19 protein-coding genes and 1 riboswitch are annotated in these 26,632 nt (G+C 74.9%); of the genes, 12 read left to right on the plus strand and 7 right to left on the minus strand.

Going from position 1 to position 26,632, the window contains the following annotated elements; all coding sequences use genetic code 11:
• The first annotated feature begins 177 nt into the window (after window positions 1–177).
• Entirely contained in the window at window positions 178–705 is a 528-nt protein-coding gene (arfB, locus tag IHE55_RS16810; protein WP_232265591.1) for an alternative ribosome rescue aminoacyl-tRNA hydrolase ArfB, read from the plus strand.
• A 76-nt stretch (window positions 706–781) separates the two neighbouring features.
• Complete coding sequence (locus IHE55_RS16815) at window positions 782–1,900, plus strand: hypothetical protein (RefSeq protein WP_197989770.1); 1,119 nt, start codon at window positions 782–784, stop codon at window positions 1,898–1,900.
• 176 nt (window positions 1,901–2,076) lie between these two features.
• Here IHE55_RS16815 and IHE55_RS16820 read toward each other — a convergent pair whose 3' ends face one another.
• Entirely contained in the window at window positions 2,077–2,595 is a 519-nt protein-coding gene (locus IHE55_RS16820; protein ID WP_197989771.1) for a flavin reductase family protein, read from the minus strand.
• Window positions 2,596–3,322: 727 nt separating this feature from the next.
• Here IHE55_RS16820 and cdgB point away from each other — a divergent pair.
• Window positions 3,323–5,053 (plus strand): diguanylate cyclase CdgB, encoded by a 1,731-nt coding sequence (gene cdgB / locus IHE55_RS16825; RefSeq protein WP_197989772.1) that lies wholly within the window; start codon window positions 3,323–3,325, stop codon window positions 5,051–5,053.
• A 298-nt stretch (window positions 5,054–5,351) separates the two neighbouring features.
• Entirely contained in the window at window positions 5,352–6,428 is a 1,077-nt protein-coding gene (locus IHE55_RS16830; RefSeq protein ID WP_197992057.1) for a carbohydrate-binding protein, read from the plus strand.
• A gap of 211 nt (window positions 6,429–6,639) precedes the next feature.
• Here the strand turns inward: IHE55_RS16830 and IHE55_RS16835 are convergent, their stop codons facing one another.
• From IHE55_RS16835 to IHE55_RS16850, 4 genes are all read right to left on the minus strand, one after another.
• Window positions 6,640–7,620 carry a class II fructose-bisphosphate aldolase gene (locus IHE55_RS16835; protein ID WP_197989773.1) on the minus strand — a complete coding sequence of 327 codons (981 nt, stop codon included), beginning with the start codon at window positions 7,618–7,620 and terminating at the stop codon, window positions 6,640–6,642.
• Between the two features lie 265 nt (window positions 7,621–7,885).
• On the minus strand, window positions 7,886–8,815 hold the full coding sequence (locus IHE55_RS16840; protein WP_197989774.1) for a 1-phosphofructokinase family hexose kinase: 930 nt from the start codon (window positions 8,813–8,815) through the stop codon (window positions 7,886–7,888).
• An 885-nt stretch (window positions 8,816–9,700) separates the two neighbouring features.
• Complete coding sequence (gene nagA, locus IHE55_RS16845) at window positions 9,701–10,933, minus strand: N-acetylglucosamine-6-phosphate deacetylase (protein WP_197989775.1); 1,233 nt, start codon at window positions 10,931–10,933, stop codon at window positions 9,701–9,703.
• A complete protein-coding gene (locus IHE55_RS16850) occupies window positions 10,933–11,865 on the minus strand; it encodes an ROK family protein (protein ID WP_197989776.1) in 933 nt (310 codons plus the stop codon). The genes nagA and IHE55_RS16850 overlap by 1 nt, the downstream gene beginning before the upstream one ends.
• Window positions 11,866–12,229: 364 nt before the next feature.
• Between IHE55_RS16850 and IHE55_RS16855 the strand changes: the two genes are divergently transcribed.
• From IHE55_RS16855 to otsB, 3 genes are all read left to right on the plus strand, one after another.
• The gene (locus IHE55_RS16855) at window positions 12,230–13,507 is read left to right on the plus strand and encodes an extracellular solute-binding protein (protein WP_197989777.1); all 1,278 of its coding nucleotides are present in this window, start codon (window positions 12,230–12,232) and stop codon (window positions 13,505–13,507) included.
• A gap of 472 nt (window positions 13,508–13,979) precedes the next feature.
• Entirely contained in the window at window positions 13,980–14,252 is a 273-nt protein-coding gene (locus tag IHE55_RS16860) for a DUF3263 domain-containing protein (RefSeq protein ID WP_197992058.1), read from the plus strand.
• Between the two features lie 257 nt (window positions 14,253–14,509).
• Window positions 14,510–15,424: a trehalose-phosphatase gene (gene otsB, locus IHE55_RS16865; protein WP_197989778.1), complete on the plus strand. Its 915-nt coding sequence runs from the start codon at window positions 14,510–14,512 to the stop codon at window positions 15,422–15,424.
• A 304-nt stretch (window positions 15,425–15,728) separates the two neighbouring features.
• Here otsB and IHE55_RS16870 read toward each other — a convergent pair whose 3' ends face one another.
• Window positions 15,729–17,336, minus strand: a complete 1,608-nt coding sequence (locus IHE55_RS16870; RefSeq protein ID WP_197989779.1) for an alpha,alpha-trehalose-phosphate synthase (UDP-forming) — start codon at window positions 17,334–17,336, stop codon at window positions 15,729–15,731.
• Between the two features lie 280 nt (window positions 17,337–17,616).
• Window positions 17,617–18,564 carry a glucosyl-3-phosphoglycerate synthase gene (locus IHE55_RS16875; RefSeq protein WP_197989780.1) on the minus strand — a complete coding sequence of 316 codons (948 nt, stop codon included), beginning with the start codon at window positions 18,562–18,564 and terminating at the stop codon, window positions 17,617–17,619.
• 600 nt (window positions 18,565–19,164) lie between these two features.
• Window positions 19,165–19,328, plus strand: a riboswitch (SAM riboswitch).
• Window positions 19,329–19,345: 17 nt separating this feature from the next.
• Here IHE55_RS16875 and thrC point away from each other — a divergent pair.
• From thrC to IHE55_RS16900, 5 genes are all read left to right on the plus strand, one after another.
• Complete coding sequence (thrC, locus tag IHE55_RS16880; RefSeq protein WP_197989781.1) at window positions 19,346–20,638, plus strand: threonine synthase; 1,293 nt, start codon at window positions 19,346–19,348, stop codon at window positions 20,636–20,638.
• Window positions 20,635–20,910, plus strand: a complete 276-nt coding sequence (locus tag IHE55_RS16885) for a ubiquitin-like small modifier protein 1 (protein ID WP_197989782.1) — start codon at window positions 20,635–20,637, stop codon at window positions 20,908–20,910. Before thrC ends, IHE55_RS16885 begins: the two co-directional genes overlap by 4 nt.
• 413 nt (window positions 20,911–21,323) lie before the next feature.
• Entirely contained in the window at window positions 21,324–21,527 is a 204-nt protein-coding gene (locus IHE55_RS16890) for a cold-shock protein (RefSeq protein WP_010035953.1), read from the plus strand.
• Window positions 21,528–22,357: 830 nt separating this feature from the next.
• Window positions 22,358–23,980: a chaperonin GroEL gene (groL, locus tag IHE55_RS16895; RefSeq protein ID WP_197989783.1), complete on the plus strand. Its 1,623-nt coding sequence runs from the start codon at window positions 22,358–22,360 to the stop codon at window positions 23,978–23,980.
• A 378-nt stretch (window positions 23,981–24,358) separates the two neighbouring features.
• Window positions 24,359–26,593: a SpoIIE family protein phosphatase gene (locus IHE55_RS16900; protein ID WP_197989784.1), complete on the plus strand. Its 2,235-nt coding sequence runs from the start codon at window positions 24,359–24,361 to the stop codon at window positions 26,591–26,593.
• Window positions 26,594–26,632 lie beyond the last annotated feature (39 nt).

Here is a 26,632-nt window from a genome sequence, read left to right on the forward strand (position 1 = left end):
CCGGGCACCACCGGGTTCCACAACTCGGGCTTTCTTTGCCCGGGACGCCGGAGAGTCGGTAGGCCGGAGGGGCAGAGGGCCGGAGAGTCGGTAGGCCGGAGCGGGCCCGGGGGCTCCGTCCCGGGGGCCGGAGGTTATGCGGATGACGCGGCGCGGGGGAAGCGGGATGATGTGGGCATGCCTGGGCCCTACGTCATCCGCGGTTCGGTCTCCCTGCCGGAGGCCGAGCTGATGTGGCGTTTCTCGCGGTCCTCGGGGCCCGGCGGCCAGCACGTCAACACCAGCGACAGCCAGGTGGAGCTGCGGTTCGACCTGGCGGCCACCGAGGCGCTGCCGCCGGTGTGGAAGGAGCGGGCGCTGGAGCGGCTGGCCGGCCGGCTGACGGACGGTGTGGTGTCAGTACGCGCCTCCGAGCACCGCTCGCAGTGGCGCAACCGGGAGACCGCCGCCACCCGGCTCGCGGCGCTGCTGGCCGAGGCCACCGCGCCGCCGCCCCGCCCCCCGCCGGCCCACCCGCGTGCCGCGCGGCATCAACGAACGCCGGCTGCGGCAGAAGAAGCAGCGCGGCGAGACCAAGCGCGGACGCAGCGGGCGCGACTGGTCCTGAGACCGCGTCAGCGCCCCTCGGGCGCCCGGCCGCGCGCCCGGCCCGGTGGTTGCTGCATTCCGGTGGTTCGAAAGTCCCGGTTCGGGGCCACGCCGTGACGTTCCCTCCTCTTCTCCCTGAAAGCTCGTTAATTAGGCAATAACGGACTTCATTTTTCCGAGTAAGAGGTGCCTGATGCTCCACACCCTCCGCCGTGGTTCCGTGATCGTCGGGATGGCGGCAGCGCTCTGTCTGCCGGCGGCCGGCGCGGCGTACGCGACCACGGGGCCCGCCCCCAAGCCGGCCAAGCAGTCGGCGTCCTCGTCCGGCGCCGCCAAGACCGGTGCGAAGAAAGCGAGCGGTACGAAGAAGTCGGGTTCCGGCAACTCCGCCCAGCACGCCAAGAAGGGCAGCCACCAGCACGGCCGGCCCGGCGGACACGGCCACGAGACCCATCACCAGCACCATGCGTCACATCACCAGCACGGCTCCCACCACCAGGGCTCGCACCAGCACGGCGCTCACCACCAGGGTGGCCACCAGCAGGGCTCCCACCAGCACGGTGCTCACCACCAGGGCTCGCACCAGCACGGTGGTGACCAGGGGCAGGGCAACGAGCACGAGTACCGGTGGGCGCAGGACCGGTCCGACGGCGGCCACCAGTCGGGCGGCCACGGGTCCTGCGACACCGGTCGGTACCGGAGCGTCGCGGTCTCCTTCGACCTGCCGTTCTACGGTCAGGACCAGGACGGCGAGGAGTCCGGCTCGTACCACGTCGGGCGCATCCTCCCCGCCTACGGTGAGGTCGAGGCGCGCGGGGGCGGCCGTGGGCACGGCTCCTCCCCCTGTGACAAGGGGAAGGGGTACGGCGGCCACGGCGACTCCGGGCGGTACGGCCACGACGGCCGGAACGGCAACGACGGCCACCACGGCAACGACGGCCGGAACGACCAGGACGGGCGGTACGGCGACCGGCAGGACGGCGGTTACGGCAACCAGCACGGTCAGTCGGGGAACGACCACGGCAACCAGCAGGGTGACCGGTACGGCCAGTCCGGGAACCAGCAGGGGAGCCAGTCCGGGAACCAGCAGGGGAGCCAGCAGGGGAACCAGCACGGCAACCAGCAGGGGAACCAGTACGGGAACCAGCAGGGCGACCAGTACGGGAAGACCGGCTCCGGTCAGTACGCCGGGAACAACTCCGGTCAGTACGCCGGGGACCACGCCGGGCGGCCCGGCGAGGGCGGCGAGAACCACGCCGTCGACAAGCGCGACCGGCTGATCGCCATGCTGCTCGGGCTGATCCTGAACTGACCGGGCACCGTCCCGTCACGCGCCCCGGTGGGTCTCTCCCGCCGGGGCGCCGGCCTGTCCGGACCCGGGTGGGCCGCGGGAGGCCCGCGCGGTCCGGCCCGGACCGCGCGTTCCCGGGGCCGCCCGCTCCCGGGCCCCGGGGCGCGGCCCGCCGCCGGCGGCCCGGCCCGGCTAAGTCAGCCGAGCCGGCGGTACCGGCCGCGGAAGTAGGTGAGCGGCCCCTCGGCCGTGCCCGGGGTGGCGGCGGTGAGCACCCGGCCGATGACCAGTGTGTGGTCACCGGCCGCCACCCGCTGCTCGGTACGGCACTCCAGGTGGGCCAGTGCGCGGTCGGCCAGCGGTGCCCCGGAGGTCGCGCCGCGGGTGTGCGGGAGTTCCTGGAAGAGCAGCCGGTCGCTGACCCGCCCCTTCATGGCGAACCGGCCGGCCACCTGGCGCTGGTCCTCGGCGAGGATCGACACCGCCCACAGCGGTTGGCGTTCCAGCAGCTCGTCCATCCGGGCACCGGTGCGCACGCTCACCATCACCAGCGGCGGGTCCAGCGAGACGGACAGGAACGCGGTGGCGGTCATGCCGACGTCCTCGCCGCGCGGCCCCTCCTCGGGATCGTGCGCGGTCACCAGCACCACACCCGCAGCCAGCCGCGAGAGGGCGGCACGGAACTGCTCCTCACTCACCCCACCAGCATGGGGCATGACGGATTCGACGGGCGCGGGAGGGGTTCGTGGCAGCACAGGGGAACGCTAACCGGACCGTCCGGCCGGCGGCATCGGACCCCGGGACCAGCCGGGGCGTAGGACCACGGACCGATCCGGGCCGGGCGGGAATCCGTACCGGACCGCATCGCGCCGGACCGAACCGGCCCGGGCCGTGCTCCGCCCGCACCGCGACCGCGCCCGCACCACGCCTCCCCGGACGCCGGGCCGGGTGCCCGCGGCGGGCCGGATCCGCGCCCGGGGTCGATTCCGGGCCGTTTCAGGGTCGCTTCGGAGTCGGTCGGGGGTCGAGGGGGAGTGGAATCCGCGGGTCGGGGGGTAGGTGCGGACCGGGGGGCGGTGGAGGCCGGCTGGAGGACCGGCGGGAAATCCCGTGGGGCGCGGGAGGAGTTCCGCGCGGACGCCGCCGGTGGCGCGGCGGAACCGGAGTGGAGGGCGGACACCGGGGCGGAACGGGGCCGGAGCAGACCATGATCCATACCGACTTCCGGTCCAGGTTAAACGGCGTGGATTTGCGTTCCGAAAAAATTGGAGCGCTCCCACACGCTCTGTTCAGCGACGCTCTACGCACTGTGACATGAGTCACAGGGGTCGAGAATTGTTGACCCTGTGTACCGAATGGGAAGCTCGCTGTGATTCAGTGACCGTGGCAATCGGACGACAAGAAGCCAGGAGTTTGCTGTCGAGGTCTCGGGGGAGAGCAGCGATGGAGACCGAGTCGGAGCCGTACATCCGTCTTGCGACCCTGCGGCAGCTGCATCAAGTGGTCGCCGACCTGAACACCGCGCGGAGCCTCGCCGACACCCTGCAGACCGTGGCCGACGGCATCATCGCCGGCCTCGGCTACGAGCTGTCGGCGGTCAACCTGGTGCGCGCCGACGGGGACCTGGTGGTCGCGGCCGTGGCCGGGAGCGCCGGCGCGGAGGCGCTGATGGCCGGGCGGGTGGGGTCCCGCAAGTCCTGGGAGCGCCGGCTGGCGATGGGCGACCGCTGGGGTGACCTGCGCTTCATCCCGTACACCGAGGGCTGGGTGCTGGACGACGACGACGTCCCGCAGTGGCACACCGTCGGGCCGGCGCCCCGCTTCGAGGACGAGTGGCACCCGATGGACCGGCTCTTCGCCCCGATGTACGCGGCCGGCGCCTCCGCCGGGGAGCTGATCGGCGTCATCTCGGTGGACCGGCCGCGCAACGGACGCCGGCCCGGCGCCTGGGGGCGCGAGGCGCTGCAGATGTACGCCTTCCACGCCGCGATTGCGATCGGCAACGCCCGGCTGCGCGCGAACATGCAGCGCGCGCTGGTCCGCCTGGAGCGGGAGCAGCAGGCGCTGCGGGCCAGCGAGGAGAGCTTCCGGCAGGCGTTCGAGTACGCCCCCAGCGGCATGGCGATAGCGGAGATGGGCGGCGACCAGCACGGCAGACTGCTGCGCGCCAACGACGCGCTGTGCCGGCTGCTGGGCCGCCCGGCCTCGGTGATGCGCCGCTACTCCTTCTCCGACCTGGTGCACCCGGAGGACATCGGCACCCTGCTGCGCACCTCCGCCGAGGGCGGTCGCGCGGAGCTGCGGCTGGCCCGCCGGGACGGCAGCTACGTGTGGGTGTCGCTGCGGAACTCGGTGGTCGCGGACGCCGCCGACGGCCCGCGCTTCCTGCTGACCCACGTGGAGGACATCGAGGAGCGCAAGCGCCACGAGATCCAGCTCGCCCACCGGGCCAGCCACGACTCGCTGACCGGGCTGCCGAACAGCGCCGAGCTGCGCGCCCGGCTCTCCGCCCGGCTCTGCGCCCACCCGCCCCGCTCCGGGCCGCCCGGGGTGCCGGAGGGCGCCGCCCTCGCCAACGGGGCCGGCCTTCCCGACGGCTACACCGACGGTTACCCGGACGGCTACACCGACGGGTACGTCGACGGCTACACCGACGGGTACGCGCTGGACGGCTTCGGGGCCGAGCCGCTCACCGGCGGGGTGCCGGTGGCCGCCGACGGCCTGCCGTTCGACCACGTGCACGCCTACGCCCCCGCCGAGGACGTGGACGACGGCCACAAGGGGCTCGCCGTCCTCTTCTGCGACCTCGACGGCTTCAAGTCCATCAACGACCGGTTCGGCCACCACACCGGGGACGCCGTGCTCATCGAGGTGGCCCGCCGGCTCACCGCCGGGGTGCGCGACGGGGACACCGTGGCGCGGATGGGCGGCGACGAGTTCGTGGTGCTCGCCGACGGGCTGGGCCGTGCGGACGCCCAGGACCTGGCGGTCCGGCTGCGGAACGCCATCATGCCGCCGATCCGGGTGGACGGCCGGGCGGTGCGGGTGGGGGCGAGTTTCGGTATCGGCTGGGCGAGTTGCGGGATGTCCGCGGAGGAGGTCCTGCAATCCGCCGACCAGCGGATGTATGTGGAGAAGAGGTCCCGGGCCAAGGCCAACCGCCGGGCCGGATGAGGAACCGGGCCCCGCGTGGCGTCACCCGATCGGGGTAGGCTGCGCCGGGTCAGCGGTGTCGTCGGAGGGCCGCCGGCGGTCACGCCGGGGGTGTCACCGACAATGAATCGATCATGAATATCGGCCGGAGCGGACATCCGGGTCCGTCGGTGACGTCCAGGCCCCGGTATGAGCTGTTCCACCGTGTGCGGTGCACGCATCCACCGCATGCGGAAGCACGCGCCCGTCGTGTGCTTCCCGCACGCGGCACGCGCGCCCGCGCGCCGATGGCCACAGGCATGGGAGAGTGACGAGAGGGATGACGGCCGGCAACAACGGCCCGGGCACGCCGGAGAACGACGACCCCTTCGCCTACCTGTACCGGCAGGAGGGCGATCAGCCAGGGCAGTCGGGGCAGTCGGGGCAGACGGGGGCGGCCGGAGCGCGCACCGGAGGGTACGGCTACCCCGGCCCCGGGACACATCAGCCCGGTGTCCCGCGCACCTCGTACAACCACGTCCGTGCGGTCGGGGAGCGCAGCTACGGGGGCCAGCAGTCCTTCGTGGGCCAGCACGGTGCCCCGGGGCACGGCCAGGGCGGCTACGGCTACCCGGGGCCGAACCAGGGTTACGCGCCCCAGGGGCCGCAGGGCCCGGGCCAGCAGGCCGGCGGCCAGCCCGGTCACGGACGTCAGAGTGCCCACTACGCCGCGCCCGAGACGCTGCCCGGCGGGGCGCCCCGCCGCCCGGCGGGGGCGCCGCGCGGCCACGGGTCGGGCGGTGGCGGCCGGGGGCCGAACGTCAAGGGGCTGCTGATCGGCGCGATAGCCGTGGTGGCGGTGGTCATCGCCGGGATCGGGGTGGCGCTGATCAACAACGGCTCCGACGACAAGGAGCCGCAGGCGGAGGGCACCAGCACCCCGACCGCCGCGGAGACGGTGGAGCCGGCCGACCCGCCGACCAAGGCCAAGTCGCCCAAGCCGCAGCCGCTGCCGACCAAGGACGCCCGCGAGCTGACCCTGGGCGGCGGTGCCACCCCGGCCAATGCCGTCGAGGGCGCGAAGTCGGAGGGCGGCACCTACGTCGCCGGCATCGACAAGCCGGGCGCCTCCGCCACCTGGAGCGTGAACGTCGACAAGCCCGGTACGTACCGGCTGTACGTCGGGTACGGGGTGCCGGGCGAGGACCAGAGCCTGTCGCTCAGCGTGAACAGCGGGGAGAACCGCTCGCTGAACATGGCGAACTGGGCCAAGGCCGGGAAGGGCGACTGGGCCAAGGGCTGGACCCACACCTACGCGATCGTGGAACTCAACGAGGGCACGAACACGGTGGTGATCTCCTGCCAGGCGGGGGACAAGTGCCAGGTCAACCTCGACCAGGTGTGGCTGCAGAAGTGACGCCCGCCCCGGGGCGCGGCGCGGGGCGGCCCGCCGCCGGGTAGAGCCGCCCGGGCCCCGGCGCGGCGGGGGATCCGGCGCGCGGGGGTTCCTGCGCGCGGGGGCCCCAGGGCCGCCGGGTCGGCCGGGCCCGCCGGCGCCGCCGGGTGGTGGTGCGCCGGCGGACCGGGTGCCGGTGTCCGGTGCGGAGGGAAGCGGGGGCCGGGGCGGCTCAGGACCCGCCGTCCGCGGTCACCGGATCCCCGGCCGCGTTCCCGTTCCCGGTCCGGGTTCCGGCCGCGTTCCCGGTTCCGGCCGTGTTCGCCGAGGGCTCCGGCGCGGTCCCGTCGGCCGCGGCGGCCTCCCCGTCCAGCAGGCCGATGAAGTGCGCGACCGTCCGGGCCATCGCGTCCCGGGCGGGAGCCAGGTACCGGCGCGGGTCCACCACCCCTGGGTGACCGGCGAGGTGGGCCCGGACCGCGCCGGTGAAGGCGGTGTTCAGCGCCGTACCGATGTTGATCTTCACCATGCCGGCGGTGACGGCCCGCCGCAGCTCCGCGTCCGGCACGCCGGAGGAACCGTGCAGCACCAGTGGCACCGGCACCGCCCGGCGCAGCCGCCGGATCAGCCCGTGGTCCAGCGCCGCGGTCCGTTCGGTCATGGCGTGTGAGCTGCCCACCGCGACCGCGAGCGCGTCCACCCCGGTCGCCGCCGCGTACCCGGCGGCCTCCTCCGGGTCGGTCCGCACCCCGGGGGCGTGCGCGTCGAGCGGCGGCTCGCCGTCCTTGCCGCCCACCCGGCCCAGCTCGGCCTCGACCCAGACGCCGTGCTCGTGCCCCCAGCGCACCGCGTCCGCGGTGGCCGCGACGTTCCGCGCGTACGGCAGGGCGGAGGCGTCGAACATCACCGACCCGAAACCGTGCGCCGGCGCCGACCGCAGCAGCTCCACGCTCGTCACGTGGTCGAGGTGGAGGGCGAGCGGCACGTCGGCGGCGTGGGCCACCTCGGCCATCGCGGCGGCCAGCGGACCGAGCCGGCCGCCGTGGAACCGCACCGCGTTCTGGGAGACCTGGAGCACGGCGGGCCGGCCGGTGGCCTCCGCCCCGGCGGCGATCGCCTCGGCGTGCTCCAGGGTGATGACGTTGAACGCGGCCACACCGCGCCCGGCGGCCCGGGCTGCTGCGACCAGTTCGGCCGTGGCGACGAGAGGCATACGGTTCCCCAATCCGGGCCGCGGCCGGCCCGTCGGTCGGACCGCGGTGTCACCGCGGTCCGGTGAGCGGGTGGTGGGTGTCGGTGTACGCGGGTGCCGGCGCGGTGGCGACGGCGACCACGCGGGAGGTCCGGCGGGGTGCCGGGTGCGGTGCCCGGCGGCCGGTTCGGCGGGGCCGACAGGTGCCGCGGGGCCGGTGGGACGGCGGGGCGGACGCGTGGCCGGGCCGGCGGGGGCGGCCGCGCGGGGGCACGCCCGGGCCGGCTCACGCCGCCGCCTGCTGTGCGGTGACGGTGACCCGGGGCAGCAGCTCCTCGTAGGTCGTGCGGTCGAACTCGCCCGCCGCCACGGCCCGTACGGTCGCCGCGGAGAGGGCCACCGCGCGGGCCAGCCGCTCCGGCCAGGGCAGCCCCTCCACCAGGCCGGACAGCAGCCCGGCCACCGCGGAGTCCCCGGCACCGGTCGGGTTGCCGGACAGCCGGCGCGGCGGCGCGGCCCGCCAGACGCCCTCCGAGGTGACCAGCAGCATCCCGTCCGGGCCGAGCGAGGCGGCGACCGCGTGCGCCCCGCGCCGCCGGGTGTCGCGGGCGGCGCGCATCGGTTCGGTGGAGCCGGTCAGCCCGGCCAGCTCCTCGGCGTTGGGCTTGACCAGGTCGGGCCGGGCGGCGATGCCCCGCCGCAGCGGCTCGCCGCTGGTGTCGAGGAGGACCGGTACCCGGGCGGCGTGCGCCTCCCGGACCAGCTGGGCGTAACTGCCCACCGGCAGCCCCGGCGGCAGGCTGCCGCAGAGCGCGACCGCCGAGGCGTCGCGGAGCAGCGCGGTGTAGCGGTCGGTGAAGGCGTCCCACTCGGCGACGGTGACCTGCGGTCCGGGCTCGTTGAGCTGGGTGGTGTCACCGGACGCGGCGTCCACCACGCTCACCGTGCGGCGGGTGGCGCCGGCCACCGGGACCAGCGCGTCGGTGACCTGGCCGGACTCCGCGAGCAGCCGGCGCAGCGCGTCGCCGGTGCCGCCGCCGACGAAGCCGGTGACCACCGCGCGGTGGCCGAGCGAGGCGAGCACCCGGGCCACGTTGAGGCCCTTGCCGCCGGGCCGTTCGACGACCTCCGTGACGCGGTGCGTGCCGTGGGGCCGGAGCCGGGGCACCCGGTAGGTGATGTCGAGGGCAGCGTTGAGTGTGACCGTGAGGATCACCCTGGTGTCCCCTCTCCCATGGCTCTTCCCGGCTCTCCCCGTCGTCCCGGACGGATGCGTGCGCCAGCGATCATGCCACTGAGCAACCGGGCGGGCGACCCCTCGTACCCGCTCTGTTATCTCCCCCTCACCCGCGGTCGAGGGGGCCGGAGCGCGGGCCCCGGCCGGTGCACCGGGGCCGTCGACGGACCTCCGGGAGCGAGGTCCGGGACGCGGCCGACCCGGTTCCGGGGCCCCTCCTGGTCCGGGGCGGGGAGCGCCCCGGACCCGGGCGTCCGTACCGGTCACCGGATACGGGACACCGGTTTCCGGACGTCCGCCAGGTGCCGCACGGTGTCCGGGCGGGTGCCGGGGCCGTACGCGCCCGGGTGACCTCGGCACCCGGGCGGCCCGATCCGGGGCGGCCGCCCGGGGCACCGGACCGCCTTCCGGAGGTACGCGGGTCGCGATCCGGGCGTACGCCGGACGTATGGCGGGACATCGGGGTTCCACGTCCAGGTCTCGCCGTGTACGTCCGGAGTCCGGCCGTGCACGTCCGGGTTGGGTGGCCGTTCGTCCGGGGTCCGGCCGCCACGGGACGTGCCCGATGCGCCGTACCCGACGGGCCGCGGGCGGGCGGACCACCGGCCGGTGCGCGGGCGGGCCGGCCCCGGGCGGAGCGGCCACGGACCGGGCGGGGCGGCCCGCCCTTCCGCGTCGGGCTCCGCTGCCCCGCACGTACCGGGCCGGTCCGGGCGGCCCCCCGACCGTCCGGACCGATCGCCGTCCGTGGTGCCCGGGGCCGGGCGGCCCGCGCCGGCCCGCCCTGCCCGCGCCGGGACGGTCACCGCCGGCCCGGCCCGGTACCGCGCCGGGCCCCGGCCGGGGAGGCGGTGGCCGGTGGGGTCAGGCGGTGGAGCCGGCGGGGGCGGGTTCGACCAGCCACTCGCCGTGGCGCATGACCCCGGCCACCCGGTACTCCGTGTCCAGCACCACCAGGTCGGCATCCTTGCCCGGCTCCAGCGAGCCGGTGCGGTCGGCGATGCCCAGCAGCCGCGCCGGGGTGCCGGACAGGGCGCGTACCGCCTGCTCCACGGAGAGCCCGTCGATCGTCACCGCGCGCCGGAACGCCCGGTCCAGGGTGAGGGTGGAGCCGGCGATGGAGCCGGCGGTGGGGCCGTCGCTGATCCGGGCGACCCCCTCCTTGACCTCGACCCGCATCGGCCCGAGCGGGTACATCCCGTCGGCCATCCCGGCCGCCCCCATGGCGTCGGTGATGAACGCGACCCGGTCCGCGCCGGCCCGGTGGAAGGCGAGCTGGAGCACCGAGGGGTGCAGATGGGTGCCGTCGTTGATCAGCTCCACGGTGACCCGCGGGTCCTCCAGCAGCGCGGCGACCGGGCCGGGCGCGCGGTGCAGCAGGGAGGGCATCGCGTTGAACAGATGGGTGGCGACCGTGGCCCCCGCCTCCACGGCGTCCAGGGTGGCCTCGTACGCCGCGTCGGTGTGCCCCACCGCGGCGATCACCCCCTGCTCCGCGAGCAGCCGCACCGAGTCCAGGCCGCCGGGGAGTTCCGGTGCCAGGGTCATCATCCGGGCGGCGCCGCGGGCCGCGTCGGTCAGCTTCCGCACGTCGGCGGGGTCCGGGTCCCGCAGCAGCTCCGGCTGGTGGGCGCCGCAGCGGTGCGGGGAGATGAACGGCCCCTCGAAGTGGATGCCGGCCAGGTCGCCCTGCTCCACCAGCTCGGCCAGGGCGGCCGCCTGGCGGGCGAGGTCGTCCAGGTCACCGGTGACCGTGGACGCCAGCATGGTGGTGGTGCCGTGTGCCCGGTGGGTACGGACGACGGTCAGCGCCTCCTCCGCGGTCCCGGCGGAGAAGGACGCGCCGCCGCCGCCGTGCACGTGGATGTCGATGAAGCCGGGCACCACCCAGTGGCCGGTCAGGTCCACCGTGCGGGCGTCGCCGCCGTCCGCGCCGGAGGCCGTGCCGGTGCCGGGGGCGGGGGAGCCGGCGGACGCGCCCGCGTCCGGCGCCTCCGTGGCGACGATGCGCCGCCCCTCGACCGTCACCCGTCCGCCCTCCACGACACCGGACGGCAGCACCACCCGGGCGCCCGCGAGTACCGTTCGTTGGTCCATCAGGGGGTTACCTCCGTGGAGAGAAGATCCCAGGCGAGCAGCCCTGCGCCCAGGCATCCGGCGGTGTCCCCGAGGGCCGCGGGGACGATGGAGGGGAGACGCTGGAAGGTGATCCGGTCCGCGACCGCGGTCCGCAGCGGCGCGAAGAGCGTCTCGCCCGCCTCGGCGAGTCCCCCGCCGATGATCAGCATCTCCGGGTCGAGCAGGGTGACCGCGGTGACCAGCCCGTCGGCGAGCGCCCCCACCGCGTCCGTCCAGACGGCCAGCGCGCGCGGGTCGCCGGACCGGACGGCCTTGGCGCAGTCCGCGGCGTCCGCCGCCGGGTCGCCGCACGCGGCGGCCCAGGCGCCGCCCACCGCGGACGCCGACGCGAGCCGCTCCAGACAGCCGGACTGGCCGCAGCCGCAGGCCGGGCCGCCGGGCCGGACGACGATGTGCCCGATCTCCCCCGACGACCCGTGGGCACCCGGTTCGATGCGGCCGTCGATCCCGATCGCCCCGGCGATCCCGGTGCCCAGCGCCACGTAGAGGAAGCGGCCGGTGCCGTTGCCCGCGCCGATCCGGCCCTCGGCGAGCCCACCGGTGCGGACGTCGTGCCCCAGCGCGACCGGGACGCCGGCCAGCCGCTGCGAGAGCAGCGCGCGCAGCGGCACGTCCCGCCACCCGAGGTTGGCGGCGAAGACGGCGATGCCCCGGGCCTCGTCGATGACGCCCGGTACGCCCACCCCGGCCGCGGCGGCCGTCACTCCGTACCGCTGCTCACCGAGGGCGCGCAGTTCGTCGGCGAAGTCCAGGATCCGCGCGATGACGGCGTCCGGGCCGGCCTCGCGGCCGGTCGGCCGCCGGTCCTCGTGGAGCAGTTCGCCGTCCGCGGCGACCAGGGCGGCCTTCATTCCGGTGCCGCCTACATCGAGGGCGATGACGTGTTTCACGGGGAACAGTGTCGCCCGAGTGGCCGCGAGAGGTCTAGTCCATTCACCGGGTCCGTGTCGGCCGCTCCGTGGGCCGGCGGCCCCGGCCGGGGGCCGCGCGGCGGGTGGCGAGGGGCCCGGCCGGCCCACCATCCGGGCGCGGAAAGGGAGTTCGGGCGGGGGCGGCCGGGGTAGGGGCCTCTGTTCGGCAGGTGATCGATCGAAATCACCTGGGAAGCGAAGGCCGGTACCGAGGTGAGGTGGGCCATGGTGTAGACCTTGGGGAAGTTTGCGGGAAACACCCGCTGACCGCGCCGTGGCGGCGACCGGACGCCCCGGTGCGTGCACATGGACATGGACGATGTGAAAGGGCGGGTGAGCGGCTGTGCGGCGTCGGCGGTTCCTGGGTGTCTCGGCGGCGGGCGCGGCCACCGCGGCGATCACCCCCGCACTGACCTCCTGCGGCGGTGGCGGCGGGGGTTCGGGGACGACACTCACCGTGGTCGCGGCCGACTACGGCGACAGCGCCGCCAACGGGTCGCAGGAGTACTGGGACAAGCTCGCGCGGGCCTTCGAGGCCGAGCACGAGGACATCGAGGTGGACGTCAAGGTCTACAGCTGGACCGAGGTGGACCGGAAGGTCGCCGACATGGTCCGCCGCGGCGAGGCGCCGGACCTGGCCCAGATCGGCGCGTACGCCGACTTCGCCGCCGCGGGCAAGCTCTACCGCGCCGACCAGCTGCTCTCCATATCCACCCAGGCCGGGTTCATCGAGTCGATAGCCGAGGCCGGCAAGGTGGGCCGGGTGCAGTACGGCCTGCCCTTCGTGGCCAGCGCGCGGCTGCTGTTCTACAACAAGACGCTCTTCGAGCAGGCCGGCATCACCGCCGCGCCCACCGACTGGGACGAGCTGAAGGACGCCGCGGAGAAGCTCAAGACGGCCGGGGTGAAGATCCCCTACGGGCTGCCGCTCGGCCCCGAGGAGGCACCCGCCGAGACGATGCTGTGGATGCTCAGCGGCGGCGGTGGCTACACCGACACCAACGGCACCTACACCCTCGACTCGCCGGAGAACGTCAAGACCTTCGAGTGGCTCCGCGACGAGCTGGTCGGCGAACACCTCACCGGCCCCGGCACCCCCGGCCGCACCAACCGCCAGCAGCTCTTCGACGCCTTCGCCCGCGGCGAGGTCGGCATGCTCAACGGCCACCCCACGCTGATGAAGCAGGCGGAGAAGGGCGGCGTGAAGTACGGCACCGCCCCGCTGCCCGGCATCCACGGCAAGGCGCGCTCCACCATGGGCATCGCCGACTGGATGATGGCCTTCAAGCAGAACGGGCGGCAGGAGGAGATCGGCCGCTTCCTGGACTTCGTGTACGCCAAGGAGAACGTGCTGGAGTTCGCCGTCCGGTACGACCTGCTGCCGGTCACCGCCGCCGCGTCCGACGCGATGCGCGAGAGCCGCGATCACAAGCGGCTCTGGCAGTTCCTGGACGAACTCCGGCACGCGGAGTTCCTGCCGTACAGCAAGACCTCCTGGGCGACCGTCAGCAAGGGCCTCAAGGAGAAGATCGGCGCCGTGGTGGCCGAGGGCGGCGACCCGGCGAGCGTGCTCGGGGAGCTGCAGCGCGCCGGTGACGAGGCGGAGGTCGCCGGCCGGTGACCCGGCACCCCCGGCCCCCGGCCGGGCCGGGCGGGTGTGACGGTGGTCATGGTCGTCGTCCGGCGACGTGCGACGGTGGCCGCGGGCACGGGCACGGGCACGGGCGCGGTGCGGCGGGGTGTGACGGTGGTCGCGGGCGTCCTCCGGCCGGGTGTGACGGTGGCCGCGGACACCGTACGGCCGGCGGTGGCAAGGTGGAGGGGTGAGCGCACGCCCCGACCAGCACCCCGACCCCGGCCCGGACGACCCGTCCGCACCGGCCCCGGACCGTGCGCGGCCCGGGCCGGCCGACGAGCGCGCGGAGCCGGTGGGCGAGCGCGTGCGGCCGAGGGCCGAGCGCGGGCAGCCCCGTGGCGGGCGCGGGGCGGGCGCGGAGGGCGCCGACGGGGGACCGGGCGCGGCGGATCAGACCGCCGGGGCGTCCGGGGCCGAGGTGGCGCCCGAGGCCGATGTGGTGTCCGGGGCCGGTGCGGTGTCCGCGGACGAGGGCGCGCCGGGCGCCGGTGCGGTGCCCGGACCGGGCGGTCTCTCCGAGCGGGACGTCGCGGTGCTGGCGATGGAGCGGCGGGGCTGGCCGGGCCCGGGCGCCAAGGAGCGCGCGATACGCGAACGGCTGGGCATCACCCCGACCCGTTATTACCAGCTGCTCAACGCCCTGCTCGACGACCCGGCCGCGCTGCGGCACGACCCGGTGACCGTCAACCGCCTCCGCCGCGTCCGGGCGGCCCGCCGCGCCCGCCGCTGAGCCGGTTCGCGTCGCGCCTGCGTTCAGGGCCGAGCGGGTCCGTGCCCGTGGTGCCCTGCGGTGAGGGGGCAGTGCACGTCGAGCCCGCCGCTGAGCGGGCCGGGACGCGCCCGCGTCCGGGGCCGAGCGGGGCCGGGCCCGCATGCCGCCGGACCGTGGGGCGGGCGGGCCCACGGACCGTGGGATCGGTGTGTCCGGGCGCCGGGGCGGCCCGCCGGGACCGGGGTAACCCCGCCGGGTGCGGGTATGGTCGCCGCATGGGCCACAGCCATCCTTCCCCGCGTTCCACCGGTGGTGCCCCCCTCCCGGAGCCCGCCACCCCGGCCGGCCGGGACGGCCTCGCCGCGTTGCTGGCGGACCCCGGCCGGGCCGTGGTCGCCCTCGACTTCGACGGCACGCTGGCCGAGATCGTGCCCGACCCCGAGCAGGCCCGGGCACACCCCGGGGCGGTGCCGGCGCTGGTCCGGCTCGCCCCCCACCTGCGGTCCGTCGTGGTGATCACCGGGCGGCCCGCCGAGGTCGCGGTGCGGTACGGCGGTTTCGCCGGGGTGCCCGGCCTGGAGCGGCTCGTCGTCCTGGGCCACTACGGCGCCGAGCGCTGGGACGCGGCGACCGGCGCCGTCACCGCGCCCGACCCGCACCCGGGCGTGGCCGCCGTCCGGGCAGAGCTGCCCGGGGTGCTCGCCTCCGTCGGCGCGGCGCGCGGCGTCACGGAGACCGGGTTCGCCGGGCAGCTGCACATCGAGGAGAAGGGCGACCGGGCGGTCGCCGTGCACACCCGTCGGGCCCCGGACCCGCAGGCCGTCTTCGAGGCGCTGCGCGAACCGCTGGGGCGGCTGGCGGAGCGGCACGGGCTGATCGTGGAGCCCGGCCGCCTGGTGCTGGAGCTGCGCCCGCCGGGCATGGACAAGGGCGTCGCGCTCAACGGGTACCTGGCCGAGTCCGACGCCGGCCCGGTGCTGTACGCGGGCGACGACCTGGGCGACCTGGCGGCCCTCGGGGCCGTGGAGGCCCGGCGCGCCGAGGGGCTGCCGGGGCTGCTGGTGTGCAGCGGCAGCAGTGAGGTGGCCGAACTCGCCGCCCGGGCCGACCTGGTGGTGGACGGGCCGAAGGGTGTCGTGGGGCTGCTGGACGCCCTCGCCGACGAGCTGGCGCCGCCCCGGACGGGCTGACGCCCCGCCACGCGGACGGACCGACACCGCGCCGGCCGCGCTGCCCGAAGCGCGCCGGCCGTGTTGTTCCGGGCGCGCTGACGCCGCGCCGCCGGCCCCCGCCCTGGACGCGCTGACGTGCTTCCGGACGCGCCGCCACGCCCCCGAGCGGCCGGTGGCGCGGCGGCGCGGCGGTACGACGCCTTCTCGCCGTACCTCACCCGCCGCCGGGCCGGGACCCGGCCGGGCCGGGGCGCCGGTGCGGGGGAGCGGGGCCGGGGCGGCCGGCTCCGCACCTCGGGGTGCGGGAGGTGGCGCGGTGGGGTCAGCCGGCGTCCAGGGCCCGGAGCTGGGCCAGGAACCAGTCCCGGGGCGGCAGTGCGGTGGCCGCCGTGGCGAGCCGCCGGTTCCGCTCGGCCCGTTCCCCCTCCGGCATCACCAGCGCCTCGTGCAGGGCCCGCGCGGTGGCCTCCACGTCGTACGGGTTCACCACCAGGGCGTCCTCGCCCAGTTCGGCGCAGGCCCCCGCCTCCCGGGAGAGCACCAGCGCGCAGCCCGCCTCGGAGACCACCGGGACCTCCTTGGCGACCAGGTTCATCCCGTCCCGGATCGGGTTCACCAGGGCCACGTCCGCCAGCCGGTACGCGGCCAGCGAGCGGGCGAAGTCGTCCTTCACGTGCAGCGCGACCGGCTCCCAGTCCGGCGTGCCGAAGGTGGCATTGATCTCCTCGGCGACCCGGCGCACCTCCTCGGTGTACTCCCGGTAGACCGCCAGGTCCTGGCGGGACGGGTAGGCGAACGCGATGTGCACCACCCGGCCGTGCCACTGCGGGTGCTGCTCCAGCAGCCGGCGGAAGGCGAGCAGGCCGCGCACGATGTTCTTGGACAGCTCGGTGCGGTCCACCCGCACGATGGTCTTCCGCCCGGCGCCGATCTGCGCCCGCAGCGCCGCCAGCCGCTCGTCCACGTCCGGCTGCCGGGACCGCTGCCGCAGGAACTCCGCGTCCGCCCCCAGCCCGTGCACCCCGATGCGGGTGGTGCGGCCCTCGAACTCCACGATCAGCCGGCCGCCGGCCGCCGCGGCGGCCGCCTCGGAGCCGCGCACCGCCTCGCGGATCGCCTCGCGGACCGCCTCCGCGCCCTGCACCTCCGCGTCCGGCTCCGCCGCCCCGTCCGTCTCCTGCTCCGGGACGCGGCGCACCGTGGCGCCGAGCACCCGTTCGCAGCACTCGGCGAAGGCGTCCGCCCAGCGGCGGGTGAGGAACGCGGCGCGGTTGCCGCCCAGGATGCCGCGGAGCACCTGCGCCGCGACGTCGTCGGGCAGCAGCCGGAAGTAGTCCGGCGGGGCCCAGGGGGTGTGCGAGAAGTGCCCGATCCGCAGGTCCGGCCGCAGCTCGCGCAGCATGCCCGGGACGAGCACCAGGTGGTAGTCCTGCACCAGGACGAAGGCGCCCTCGGCGGCCTCCTGGGCCAGGGCGTCCGCGAATGCCGCGTTGTACCTCTCGTACGCCGCCCAGCGGTCCCGGAACCGGTCGTCGAAGACGGGGTCGAGCGGGGTCTGGTAGAGCATGTGGTGGACGAACCACAGCACCGAGTTGGCGATGTCGTTGTACGCGGCGGTGAAGGTCTCGGGGGCGATGTCGAGCATCCGCACCCGCTGCCCGCCGGTGTCGGCCGGGTCGAGGTACCGCCCGCGGGCACGCCGTACGGCTTCCCGGTCGCCCTCGCCGAGCGCCGCGCAGACCCACACCGCGTCCGCGTCGGGGCCGATGGCGCTGAGTCCGGAGACCAGGCCGCCGCCGCCGCGCCGGGCGGTGAGCGGGGGGAGACCGTCCGGTCCGGGGGGACCGCCGTCACCGAGGGTGTACGAAACCGGGCCCCGGTTGGACGCGACGAGGACCCGGGCACCGGCACCTGAGGGGTCGAAGGCCATGTCGCGAGCCTAGCCGGGGGATGCCGAACGCAAACGTGACGGCGGACTCACCACGCCGCGGCGATCGCCCCGCCGGCCGGGAACCGGGCGGGTGCGGCGGCGGTCACGCCGGGGCCGGACCCGGCGTGACCGCCGCGGGCCGGGCGAGGACCCGGCGTTGCTCCATCCGGGTGCCGCAGGTACGTCCCGCCCGGGCCCTGCCACCGGGCCGCGGCGTACCCCGGCGGGTCGTGCCATTGCCCGGCCGGCCGCCGCGTACCCCGGCCGGCCGGGGTACCGGTCACGCGGCGCGACGGGCCGCGTACTCCGGTATCGCGGTCATCGGCGGGCGCTCCTCGGTGTCCACCGGTGTGGTGGACGGCGTGAAGCCGTCCGCGGTGCGTTCGTACTGGGTGAGCTGCGGCCGGACCAGGTGGCCGCGGGCCAGCCGTACCTGCGCGGTGCGGTAGATCGCGGCGGCCATCCGGCCCAGCGCCTGGCCGTCCTGGTGCCGGTGCTTGCGGGTCCCCACGTCCACCTGGGCCAGCGCGTCCAGCCCCACCGTGTGCAGGGCGTCCACCAGCAGCCCGAGTTCCACGCCGTACCCGACGGGGAACGGCAGCCGCTCCAGCAGCCCGCGGCGGGCCGCGTACTCGCCGCCCAGCGGCTGCACGAACCCGGCCAGGCGGGGCCAGTGCAGGTTGAGCAGCGGGCGGGCGACCAGTTCGGTGACCCGGCCGCCCTCGGCGGTGGCCGAGCCCAGCGGGCGGTCGTACATCGCCTTGACGAACTGCACGTCCGGCTCGGTCAGCAGCGGTCCCACGATCCCGGAGACGAACCGGGCCGAGAAGTCGCGCAGATCGGCGTCGATGAAGCAGACCACGTCGCCGCTGGTGACGAGCAGCGAGCGCCACAGCACCTCGCCCTTGCCGGGCAGCGCGGGCAGCCGGGGGAGGATCCGGTCGCGGTGGACCACCCGCGCCCCGGCCGCGGCGGCGACCGCCGCGGTGCGGTCGGTGGAACCGGAGTCCAGCACCACCAGTTCGTCCACGAGCGGGCACTGCGGGGTCATCAGCTCGCGCCGGATCGTTCCGGCGATCGCGCCGACCGTCGCCTCCTCGTTGAGCGCGGGAAGCACCACGCTCACCGTGGTCCCGGTGGCCTCCTTGGCCGCGAGGAGCTGGGCGGGCGGACGGTCGGCCGCGGACCAGGACCGCCGCGTCCACCAGCGCTCAACCTCTTCCAGCACGTCTACGACTCCCCTGCTGTTGCGATCGGCTGTTGTGGTCAGTGTGACGCCCGTGCCGGACACGAGGGCGATCCGGCCTCCCGGTACCCCGTCGAAGACCCGTCCCGGACCGGTGGGGTCATCGTCACGGAGGCGGGCGACCGCCCACGGACCGGACGGGGCGGGGTCGCGGGCCGGACGGACGGCCGCCGGACCGGACGGACGACCGTCGCGTCCGCGCCGGATCCCGGGCCCGGCGGCCGGCGTGTGCCGCGCGCCGGGGCCGGTTCCGCGGCGCCCGGCGCGCACCGCGGACGTACGGATCCAGGGGTGTGTCCGGGCTGTGCCGGGCGACGGCCGGCGGCCGGGGGACGGACCACGGTACCCGTCCGGACCTGCGGGGATGCCCCGGGACGGGCGGGTGGGGCGGTGGTGGTGCGGGGGCCGGGGCACGGGCGGCGCGGCCCGGGTGTCCGTGACTCATCTCGCGGTTCGGGACGACCGGTTCCGTCGTCCGGGGGTTCGGTTACAGTCTTAGGCAACGCGGACGCTCCCGCACATCGGGGAGCGTTTCCCCGCCGACAAACGTCCGAGGCGTGCCCGTGCGCGCCCGGTCCATACCGCTCATCCAGAGGGGCAGAGGGATACGGCCCGTTGAAGCCCCGGCAACCCTCCAGTCGGTCACCTGACGCCCACCGTCCTCGGACGTGTGGCTCGCGGGGTCCCCGGCTAGGGAAGGTGCCAATTCCGTCTCGCGACGAGATGCGTCGTGAGGAAGATGAGGAGAAAGGGCCTCGCCTCCATGGCTGTGCAAGCTGCCGAAAGCTCGACCACCCCTGCCGCGAACGTCTCGCTCGGCCCTGCCGCGGCGCTCTCCTGCCGCGAGTGCGGCGAACGCTTCCCGCTCGGCCCGATCTTCGCCTGTTCCTCCTGTTTCGGGCCGCTGGAGGTCGCCTACGACCTGCCGAGCGGCGACCCCGAGGAGCTGCGCCGGCGGATCGAGGCCGGCCCGGCCAGCATCTGGCGGTACGCCCCGCTGCTGCCGGTCCCCGCCGACGTGGCGGACCGGCCGAACCTCAACCCGGGCTTCACCAAGCTGGTCAAGGCCGACAACCTCGCCCGGGAACTGGGCATCACCGGCGCCCTGCACGTCAAGGACGACTCCGGCAACCCGACCCACTCCTTCAAGGACCGGGTGGTCGCGATCGCGGTGGAGGCGGCGCGCGCCTTCGGCTTCACGACCCTCTCCTGCTCCTCCACGGGCAACCTCGCCGGGGCGGTCGGCGCCGCGGCGGCCCGCGCGGGCTTCCGCTCCTGCGTCTTCATCCCGCACGACCTGGAGGCGGGCAAGGTCGTCATGGCCGCGGTCTACGGCGGCGACCTGGTCGGCATCGAGGGCACCTACGACGACGTGAACCGCTTCTGCTCGGAGCTGATCGGCGACCCGCTCGGCGAGGGCTGGGGCTTCGTCAACGTCAACCTCCGCCCCTACTACGGCGAGGGCTCCAAGACGCTGGCGTACGAGATCTGCGAGCAGCTGGGGTGGGAGGTGCCGGACCAGATCGTCATCCCGATCGCCTCCGGCTCGCAGCTGACGAAGATCGACAAGGGGCTGAAGGAGCTGATCCGGCTCGGCCTGGTGGCCGACAAGCCGTACAAGATCTTCGGCGCCCAGGCCGAGGGCTGCTCCCCGGTCTCCCGCGCCTTCAAGGACGGGCACGACGTGGTGCGGCCGGTGAAGCCGGACACCATCGCCAAGTCGCTGGCCATCGGCAACCCGGCGGACGGCCCGTACGTGCTGGACATCGCCCGCCGGACCGGCGGGGCGGTGGAGGACGTGACCGACGAGCAGATCGTGGACGCGATCAAGCTGCTGGCCCGGACCGAGGGCATCTTCGCGGAGACCGCGGGCGGCGTCACCGTGGGCGTGACGAAGAAGCTCATCGAGACCGGTCAGCTCGACCCGGCCCTCACCACCGTGGTGCTCAACACCGGTGACGGCCTCAAGACCCTGGACGCCGTGGCGCCCACCACGGGCCCGTCCGCGACCATCCGTCCGACCCTTGACTCGTTCCGAGAGGCTGGCCTCGCATGAGCGTCAACGTCCGTATCCCCACCATCCTGCGCACCTACACCGGCGGCCGGGCCGAGGTGACCGCGGAGGGCGCGACCCTCGCCGAGGTCATCGCCTCGCTGGAGAAGAACCACCCGGGCATCGCCGCGCGCGTCCTGGACGACGAGGGCAAGCTGCGCCGCTTCGTGAACGTCTACGTCAACGACGACGACGTGCGGTTCGAGCAGGGTCTGGAGACGGCCACCCCGGAGGGGGCCGGCGTGTCCATCATTCCCGCGGTCGCCGGCGGCTGACACCTCCCGGCCGCCCCGGAAGTACGCGGAATCGCCCCGTCCGGCGAAACGGACGGGGCGATTCCGCGTGTTGGGGCACGGTAGAGTTGGGCCGATCCCCCCGTCGGCGCTCGCCGCAGGCATATGAGAACCCGTCAACTTGTGCACGAAGTGTGTGCGTGAATTGCCGGGTTGGTGTGCTATGCCCGGCCCGACTTGCCCTGGAATCCAGGTAATTCACCCCTTAACGCCGTCGGACGGTCTTCGGAATTCTCGTCCGACTGACCTGTTGCGCTGGGCAGTTGGGCAGATACATTCAGCGGCGGTCGATCGCGGCGTTCCGGCGCACGCTCCCCACTGACCTGGGGGGTGAGGTCTGACCCGGGTCCGCGGAGTGCGGTCCTGCGCAAGGGCCAGTAATAGGGGAGTTAGGAATGGCTCAGGGCACCGTCAAGTGGTTCAACGCGGAGAAGGGGTACGGCTTCATCGCGGTCGACGGTGGTGCGGACGTGTTCGTCCACTACAGCGCGATCCAGATGGACGGTTACCGCACCCTTGAGGAAGGCCAGCGGGTCGAGTTCGAGATCTCGCAGGGCCAGAAGGGGCCGCAGGCGGACATGGTCCGCGTGTCGGCCTGAGTGCCGAGACGCAGGTCGCTGACGTCAGCGAAGGCGGGGCCCGCACCTTTTCCAGGGGGTGCGGGCCCCGCCGCGTGTCCGGGGCGTGCGCGGCCCGTCGCGGCCGGGGTGCGGGCACGGGGTGCGGGGGCGTCCTCGCCGCGGCGTCCGCCCCGCCGTGTGCCGTGTGGCGGGCCAGGGTCCTGAGTGTGCCGGGGGCGGGTCCGCCGCGTGCCCGGGACCGCCTCCGGCCGTGGGCCGGGGGCGCCTCCGGGCGTGTGCCGGGGGCCTGCCTCCGGCCGTACGCCGGGGGGCCTGCCTCCGGTCGGGTGCCGGCGCGGGTGTGCCCGGCTGCGGACCCCGGGGCCGGCGGGTGCCCGGCGGGGCGTCTCAGGTCCAGGGAGCCGCCGGGCGCGAGGTCCCGACGTCGCGGCCGGGGGGCCGCCGCTGGACGGGCCGGGGTCGCGTCAGAGGGATCCCGGGCCGCCGCACGGGGCCCGGACGGCCGAACGGCCGGCGCCGGAGCCCCGGCGGTGCGGGCGGGGCGTGCGCGCGGCCCGAGCGGGTGCGTCCGGGCCGGACGGGCGCGCATTCCGGCCCCCGCCCCCGCCGGGACCCCTGGGTCGCTTGCACTCTCGGGGGTCGAGTGCTAATCATTGGCGTTAGCACTCTGAGAGTGAGAGTGACAAAAGAAGGACCGGGTCGGTGAGGCCCGCAGGCCGGGTGGGGCAAGGAACCGCGCGGCAGGCAGGCCGTCCGTCGCGGGCGCCAGGCGCGGTCCGGAGCAATCCGCCCCCACTGCCCCCCAGGGAGTGGGAGGGACCCCCGTCGTCTTGGGAGGACCACTTCACATGGCCAAGATCATCGCGTTCGACGAGGAGGCTCGGCGCGGCCTCGAGCGCGGGATGAACCAGCTCGCCGACGCCGTCAAGGTCACCCTCGGCCCCAAGGGTCGCAACGTCGTCCTTGAGAAGAAGTGGGGCGCCCCCACGATCACCAACGATGGTGTGTCCATCGCCAAGGAGATCGAGCTGGAGGACCCGTACGAGAAGATCGGCGCCGAGCTGGTCAAGGAGGTCGCGAAGAAGACGGACGACGTCGCCGGTGACGGCACGACGACCGCGACCGTCCTGGCCCAGGCGCTGGTCCGCGAGGGTCTGCGCAACGTCGCCGCCGGCGCCAACCCGATGGCCCTGAAGCGCGGCATCGAGAAGGCCGTCGAGGCCGTCTCCGCCGCTCTGCTGGAGCAGGCGAAGGACGTGGAGACCAAGGAGCAGATCGCCTCCACCGCCTCCATCTCCGCCGCCGACGTCCAGATCGGTGAGCTGATCGCCGAGGCCATGGACAAGGTCGGCAAGGAAGGCGTCATCACCGTCGAGGAGTCGCAGACCTTCGGTCTGGAGCTGGAGCTCACCGAGGGCATGCGCTTCGACAAGGGCTACATCTCCCCGTACTTCGCGACGGACATGGAGCGTATGGAGGCGTCCCTGGACGACCCGTACATCCTGATCGTCAACTCCAAGATCAGCAACGTGAAGGACCTGCTCCCGCTGCTGGAGAAGGTCATGCAGTCCGGCAAGCCGCTGCTGATCATCGCCGAGGACATCGAGGGCGAGGCCCTGGCGACCCTGGTCGTCAACAAGATCCGCGGCACCTTCAAGTCCGTCGCCGTCAAGGCCCCGGGCTTCGGCGACCGCCGCAAGGCCATGCTCGGCGACATCGCCATCCTCACCGGTGGCACCGTGATCTCCGAGGAGGTCGGCCTCAAGCTGGAGAACGCCGGCATCGACCTGCTCGGCCGCGCCCGCAAGGTCACCGTCACCAAGGACGAGACCACCATCGTGGACGGCGCCGGTGACGCCGACCAGGTGCAGGGCCGCGTGAACCAGATCCGCGCCGAGATCGAGAACTCCGACTCGGACTACGACCGCGAGAAGCTCCAGGAGCGCCTCGCGAAGCTGGCCGGCGGCGTGGCCGTCATCAAGGCCGGCGCCGCCACCGAGGTGGAGCTCAAGGAGCGCAAGCACCGCATCGAGGACGCGGTGCGCAACGCCAAGGCCGCCGTCGAGGAGGGCATCGTCGCCGGTGGTGGCGTGGCCCTGCTCCAGGCGTCGCAGGTCTTCGAGAAGCTGGAGCTGGAGGGCGACGAGGCCACCGGTGCCCAGGCCGTCAAGCTGGCCCTGGAGGCCCCGCTCAAGCAGATCGCGGTCAACGCCGGTCTTGAGGGCGGCGTCGTGGTGGAGAAGGTCCGCAACCTCACCCCGGGTCACGGCCTGAACGCCGCCACCGGCGAGTACGTGGACCTGGTGGCCGAGGGCATCATCGACCCGGCGAAGGTGACCCGTTCCGCGCTGCAGAACGCCGCCTCCATCGCCGCGCTCTTCCTCACCACCGAGGCCGTCATCGCCGACAAGCCGGAGAAGGCCGCCGCGCCGGCCGGCGGCGGCATGCCGGGCGGTGACATGGACTTCTGATCGGCTCCGGTCGGTCAAGCGTCCTTCAAGCGCTGGGGCGGCATCCTCTTCGGGGGGTGCCGCCCCAGCGGCATTTCCGAATTGCGCGTCTTATCCTGATCTCGCGGGCCCGGGCGGGGCCACGGGGGCCTCGTGCCCCGTGGACCGGCGCGTGGGCGTCTCGCGGGTGCCTGACGTCGAAGGCGAGGCAACGTGCGCGGAAGGGACGGCGAATCACGCGGTGACGAGGCCGTCCACGGCCCCCCGCCGCCCGGTGCCGACCGGCCCGGTGCCACCCGGCCCGGCGGAGCGGGTCCGGCCCCGGACGTGCCGGCCCCCGGCGGACCGGACCCGGATGTGCCCGCCCCGGACGCGCCGGGCACGGAACCCGCCGCGAACGTGCCGGCCCCCGTCCCCGACGCGCCGGCCGCGGCCGGAGCGCGGGAGGAGGACCTCGGCGCCGCCGCGCGGGCGGCCGCCCTCCGCCTGCTGGCCTGTACGGACACCGGCACCCTGCTCACCCTGCTGCTGGACGCCTGCCTGGCCCGGGTGGGCGGCGACCGGGGCGCGCTCTACGTGCTGCGGGACGACGGCCGGCTGCGGCTGGCGGCCTGCCGCGGCTACTCGGCCGAGCTCCAGGAGCAGTTCGCGACCGTCTCCCCGCACGCCGATCTGCCGGCCCCGCGGGCCGTCCGGGAACGCCGGCCGGTCTTCATGCCCGCGGAGTACTTCCGGCCCAGCTACCCGGAGGTGGCGGACTTCGGGGAGCCCCTGGCGTACGTGTGCTTCCCGCTGCTCGCCGACGACCGGTGCCTGGGCGCGGTGATGCTGCGCACCCCGCCGCAGCCGCCCACCGGTGCCGAGGAGCGGGACCTCAACCTGCTCACCGCGGTCGGCGCGCACCGTCTGGAGCACCTGCTGTCGCTGGGGGACGCCACGCCGCCGGGCGGCGCCCCCCGCCTGGGCCAGACGGTGCGGCGGATCGACACCCGCTCGCGCGGCGCCCGGCTGCGGCTCGCCGTCTCCAGCGCGGACATCGGCTTCTTCGACTGGGACTTCGCGACCGGCCGGGTGGTGTGGGACGAGCCGTTGTGCCGCATCTACGGGGTGTCGCCGCAGGAGTTCGACGAGCGGGTGGAGAGCTTCTTCCGGGTGCTGCACCCCGCCGACCGGCCCGGCGTCGAGCAGGAGCTGAACCGGGCGCTGCGGACCGGGAAGTTCTCCGTCACGCACCGGGTGGTGCACCCGGGCGGGCAGCTGCGCTGGGTGAAGGCCGAGGGGCGGGTGCTGCACGACGCCGACGACCGGCCGCAGGGCATGCTCGGCATCGTGCAGGACCGGACCGAGGAACACCGGCGGTACGTCCGGGACACCGCCCGCCGGGAGTTCCTGCTCAGCGTCACCCGGGCGATCACCGGCGCGTTCTCCACCCAGGAGGTCATCGACACCGCGGCGGCCATGGTGCTGCCGACGCTGGGCGCCCGGCACATCATCGTGTACGTGGGCGGCGACACCGGCGGGCTGGCGGTGGCCGCCACCCACGGCTTCGACGCGGCGGAACTGGCGGCGCTGGAGGCCCAGGTCCAGGAGGTGCCGCACGACCCCGAGCTGCTCACCGCGCTGGAGCGCCGGCCGCTGTTCTGCGAGACCCGCGCCGACTACCAGGCCGTGTACTCCGCGGGGCTGCCCCGGCTGCCCGGCCAGGAGGCCTGGGCCATCCTGCCGCTGATCACCGCGGAGGGTCCGGTCGGCACCTGTGTGATCAGCTTCGACCGGCCGCACGTGTTCACCAAGGACGACGAGGCGCTGTGCATCGCGGCGGCCGGTGTCCTGGCGCAGGCGGTCGGCCGGTCCCGGCTGACCGACGAACGGCGCCGCCAGATGACCGAGTTGCAGCGGCTGATGCTGCCCAGCACCATCCCGGAGCTGCCCGGCCTGGAGATCGCCGCGCGGTACCTGCCCGGCTCCAAGGGCCTGGAGGTGGGCGGCGACTGGTACGACGTGGTGCCCGGGTCGGACGGCCGGGTGATGGTCGTCGTCGGCGACGTGCAGGGGCACAGTGCCCAGGCCGCCGCGGTGATGGGGCACGTACGGGTGGCGATGCGGGTGCACGCCCGGGACGAGACGGACCCGGCCGAACTGCTGGTGCGGGGGAACGACATCCTCTGCGAGGTGGACACCGACCGCTACGCCACCTGCGTGGCCGTCCAGGTCTCCGCCGCCCGCGACCGGGTCCGGGTGGCCCGGGCCGGCCACGCGTACCCGCTGCTGATCGAGCCCGGCGGCCGGGTCCGCGAGGTGGAGGTGCCCGGCGGGGTGCCGATGGGCTGCTTCGACGCGCAGGAGTACCCGGTGGCCGAGGAAACGCTCCTGCCGGGCGCCACCCTGGTGCTGTACACCGACGGCCTGGTGGAGCGGCGCGGCGAGGACCTGGGCGACTCGCTGGCGGAGCTGATGCGGTCGCTGGCGGAGTGGTCCTTCGAGGAACCCGCCCCGGGAACGGCCGGCGAGCGGCGGCCCCGCGACCTGAACGCCCTGGCGGACCGGGTGGTCGCCTCGGTCGGCGCGTCCCCCGCCCAGGACGACATCGCGCTGCTCCTGCTGCGCCGCACGGGTCCCGGGCCCGCCCGCTGAGGGCGCCCCGGTGCGTCGGTCACACGTTCGTGGGACGCC

It is taken from the genome of Streptomyces pactum (assembly GCF_016031615.1).
Classification (GTDB): domain Bacteria; phylum Actinomycetota; class Actinomycetes; order Streptomycetales; family Streptomycetaceae; genus Streptomyces; species Streptomyces pactus.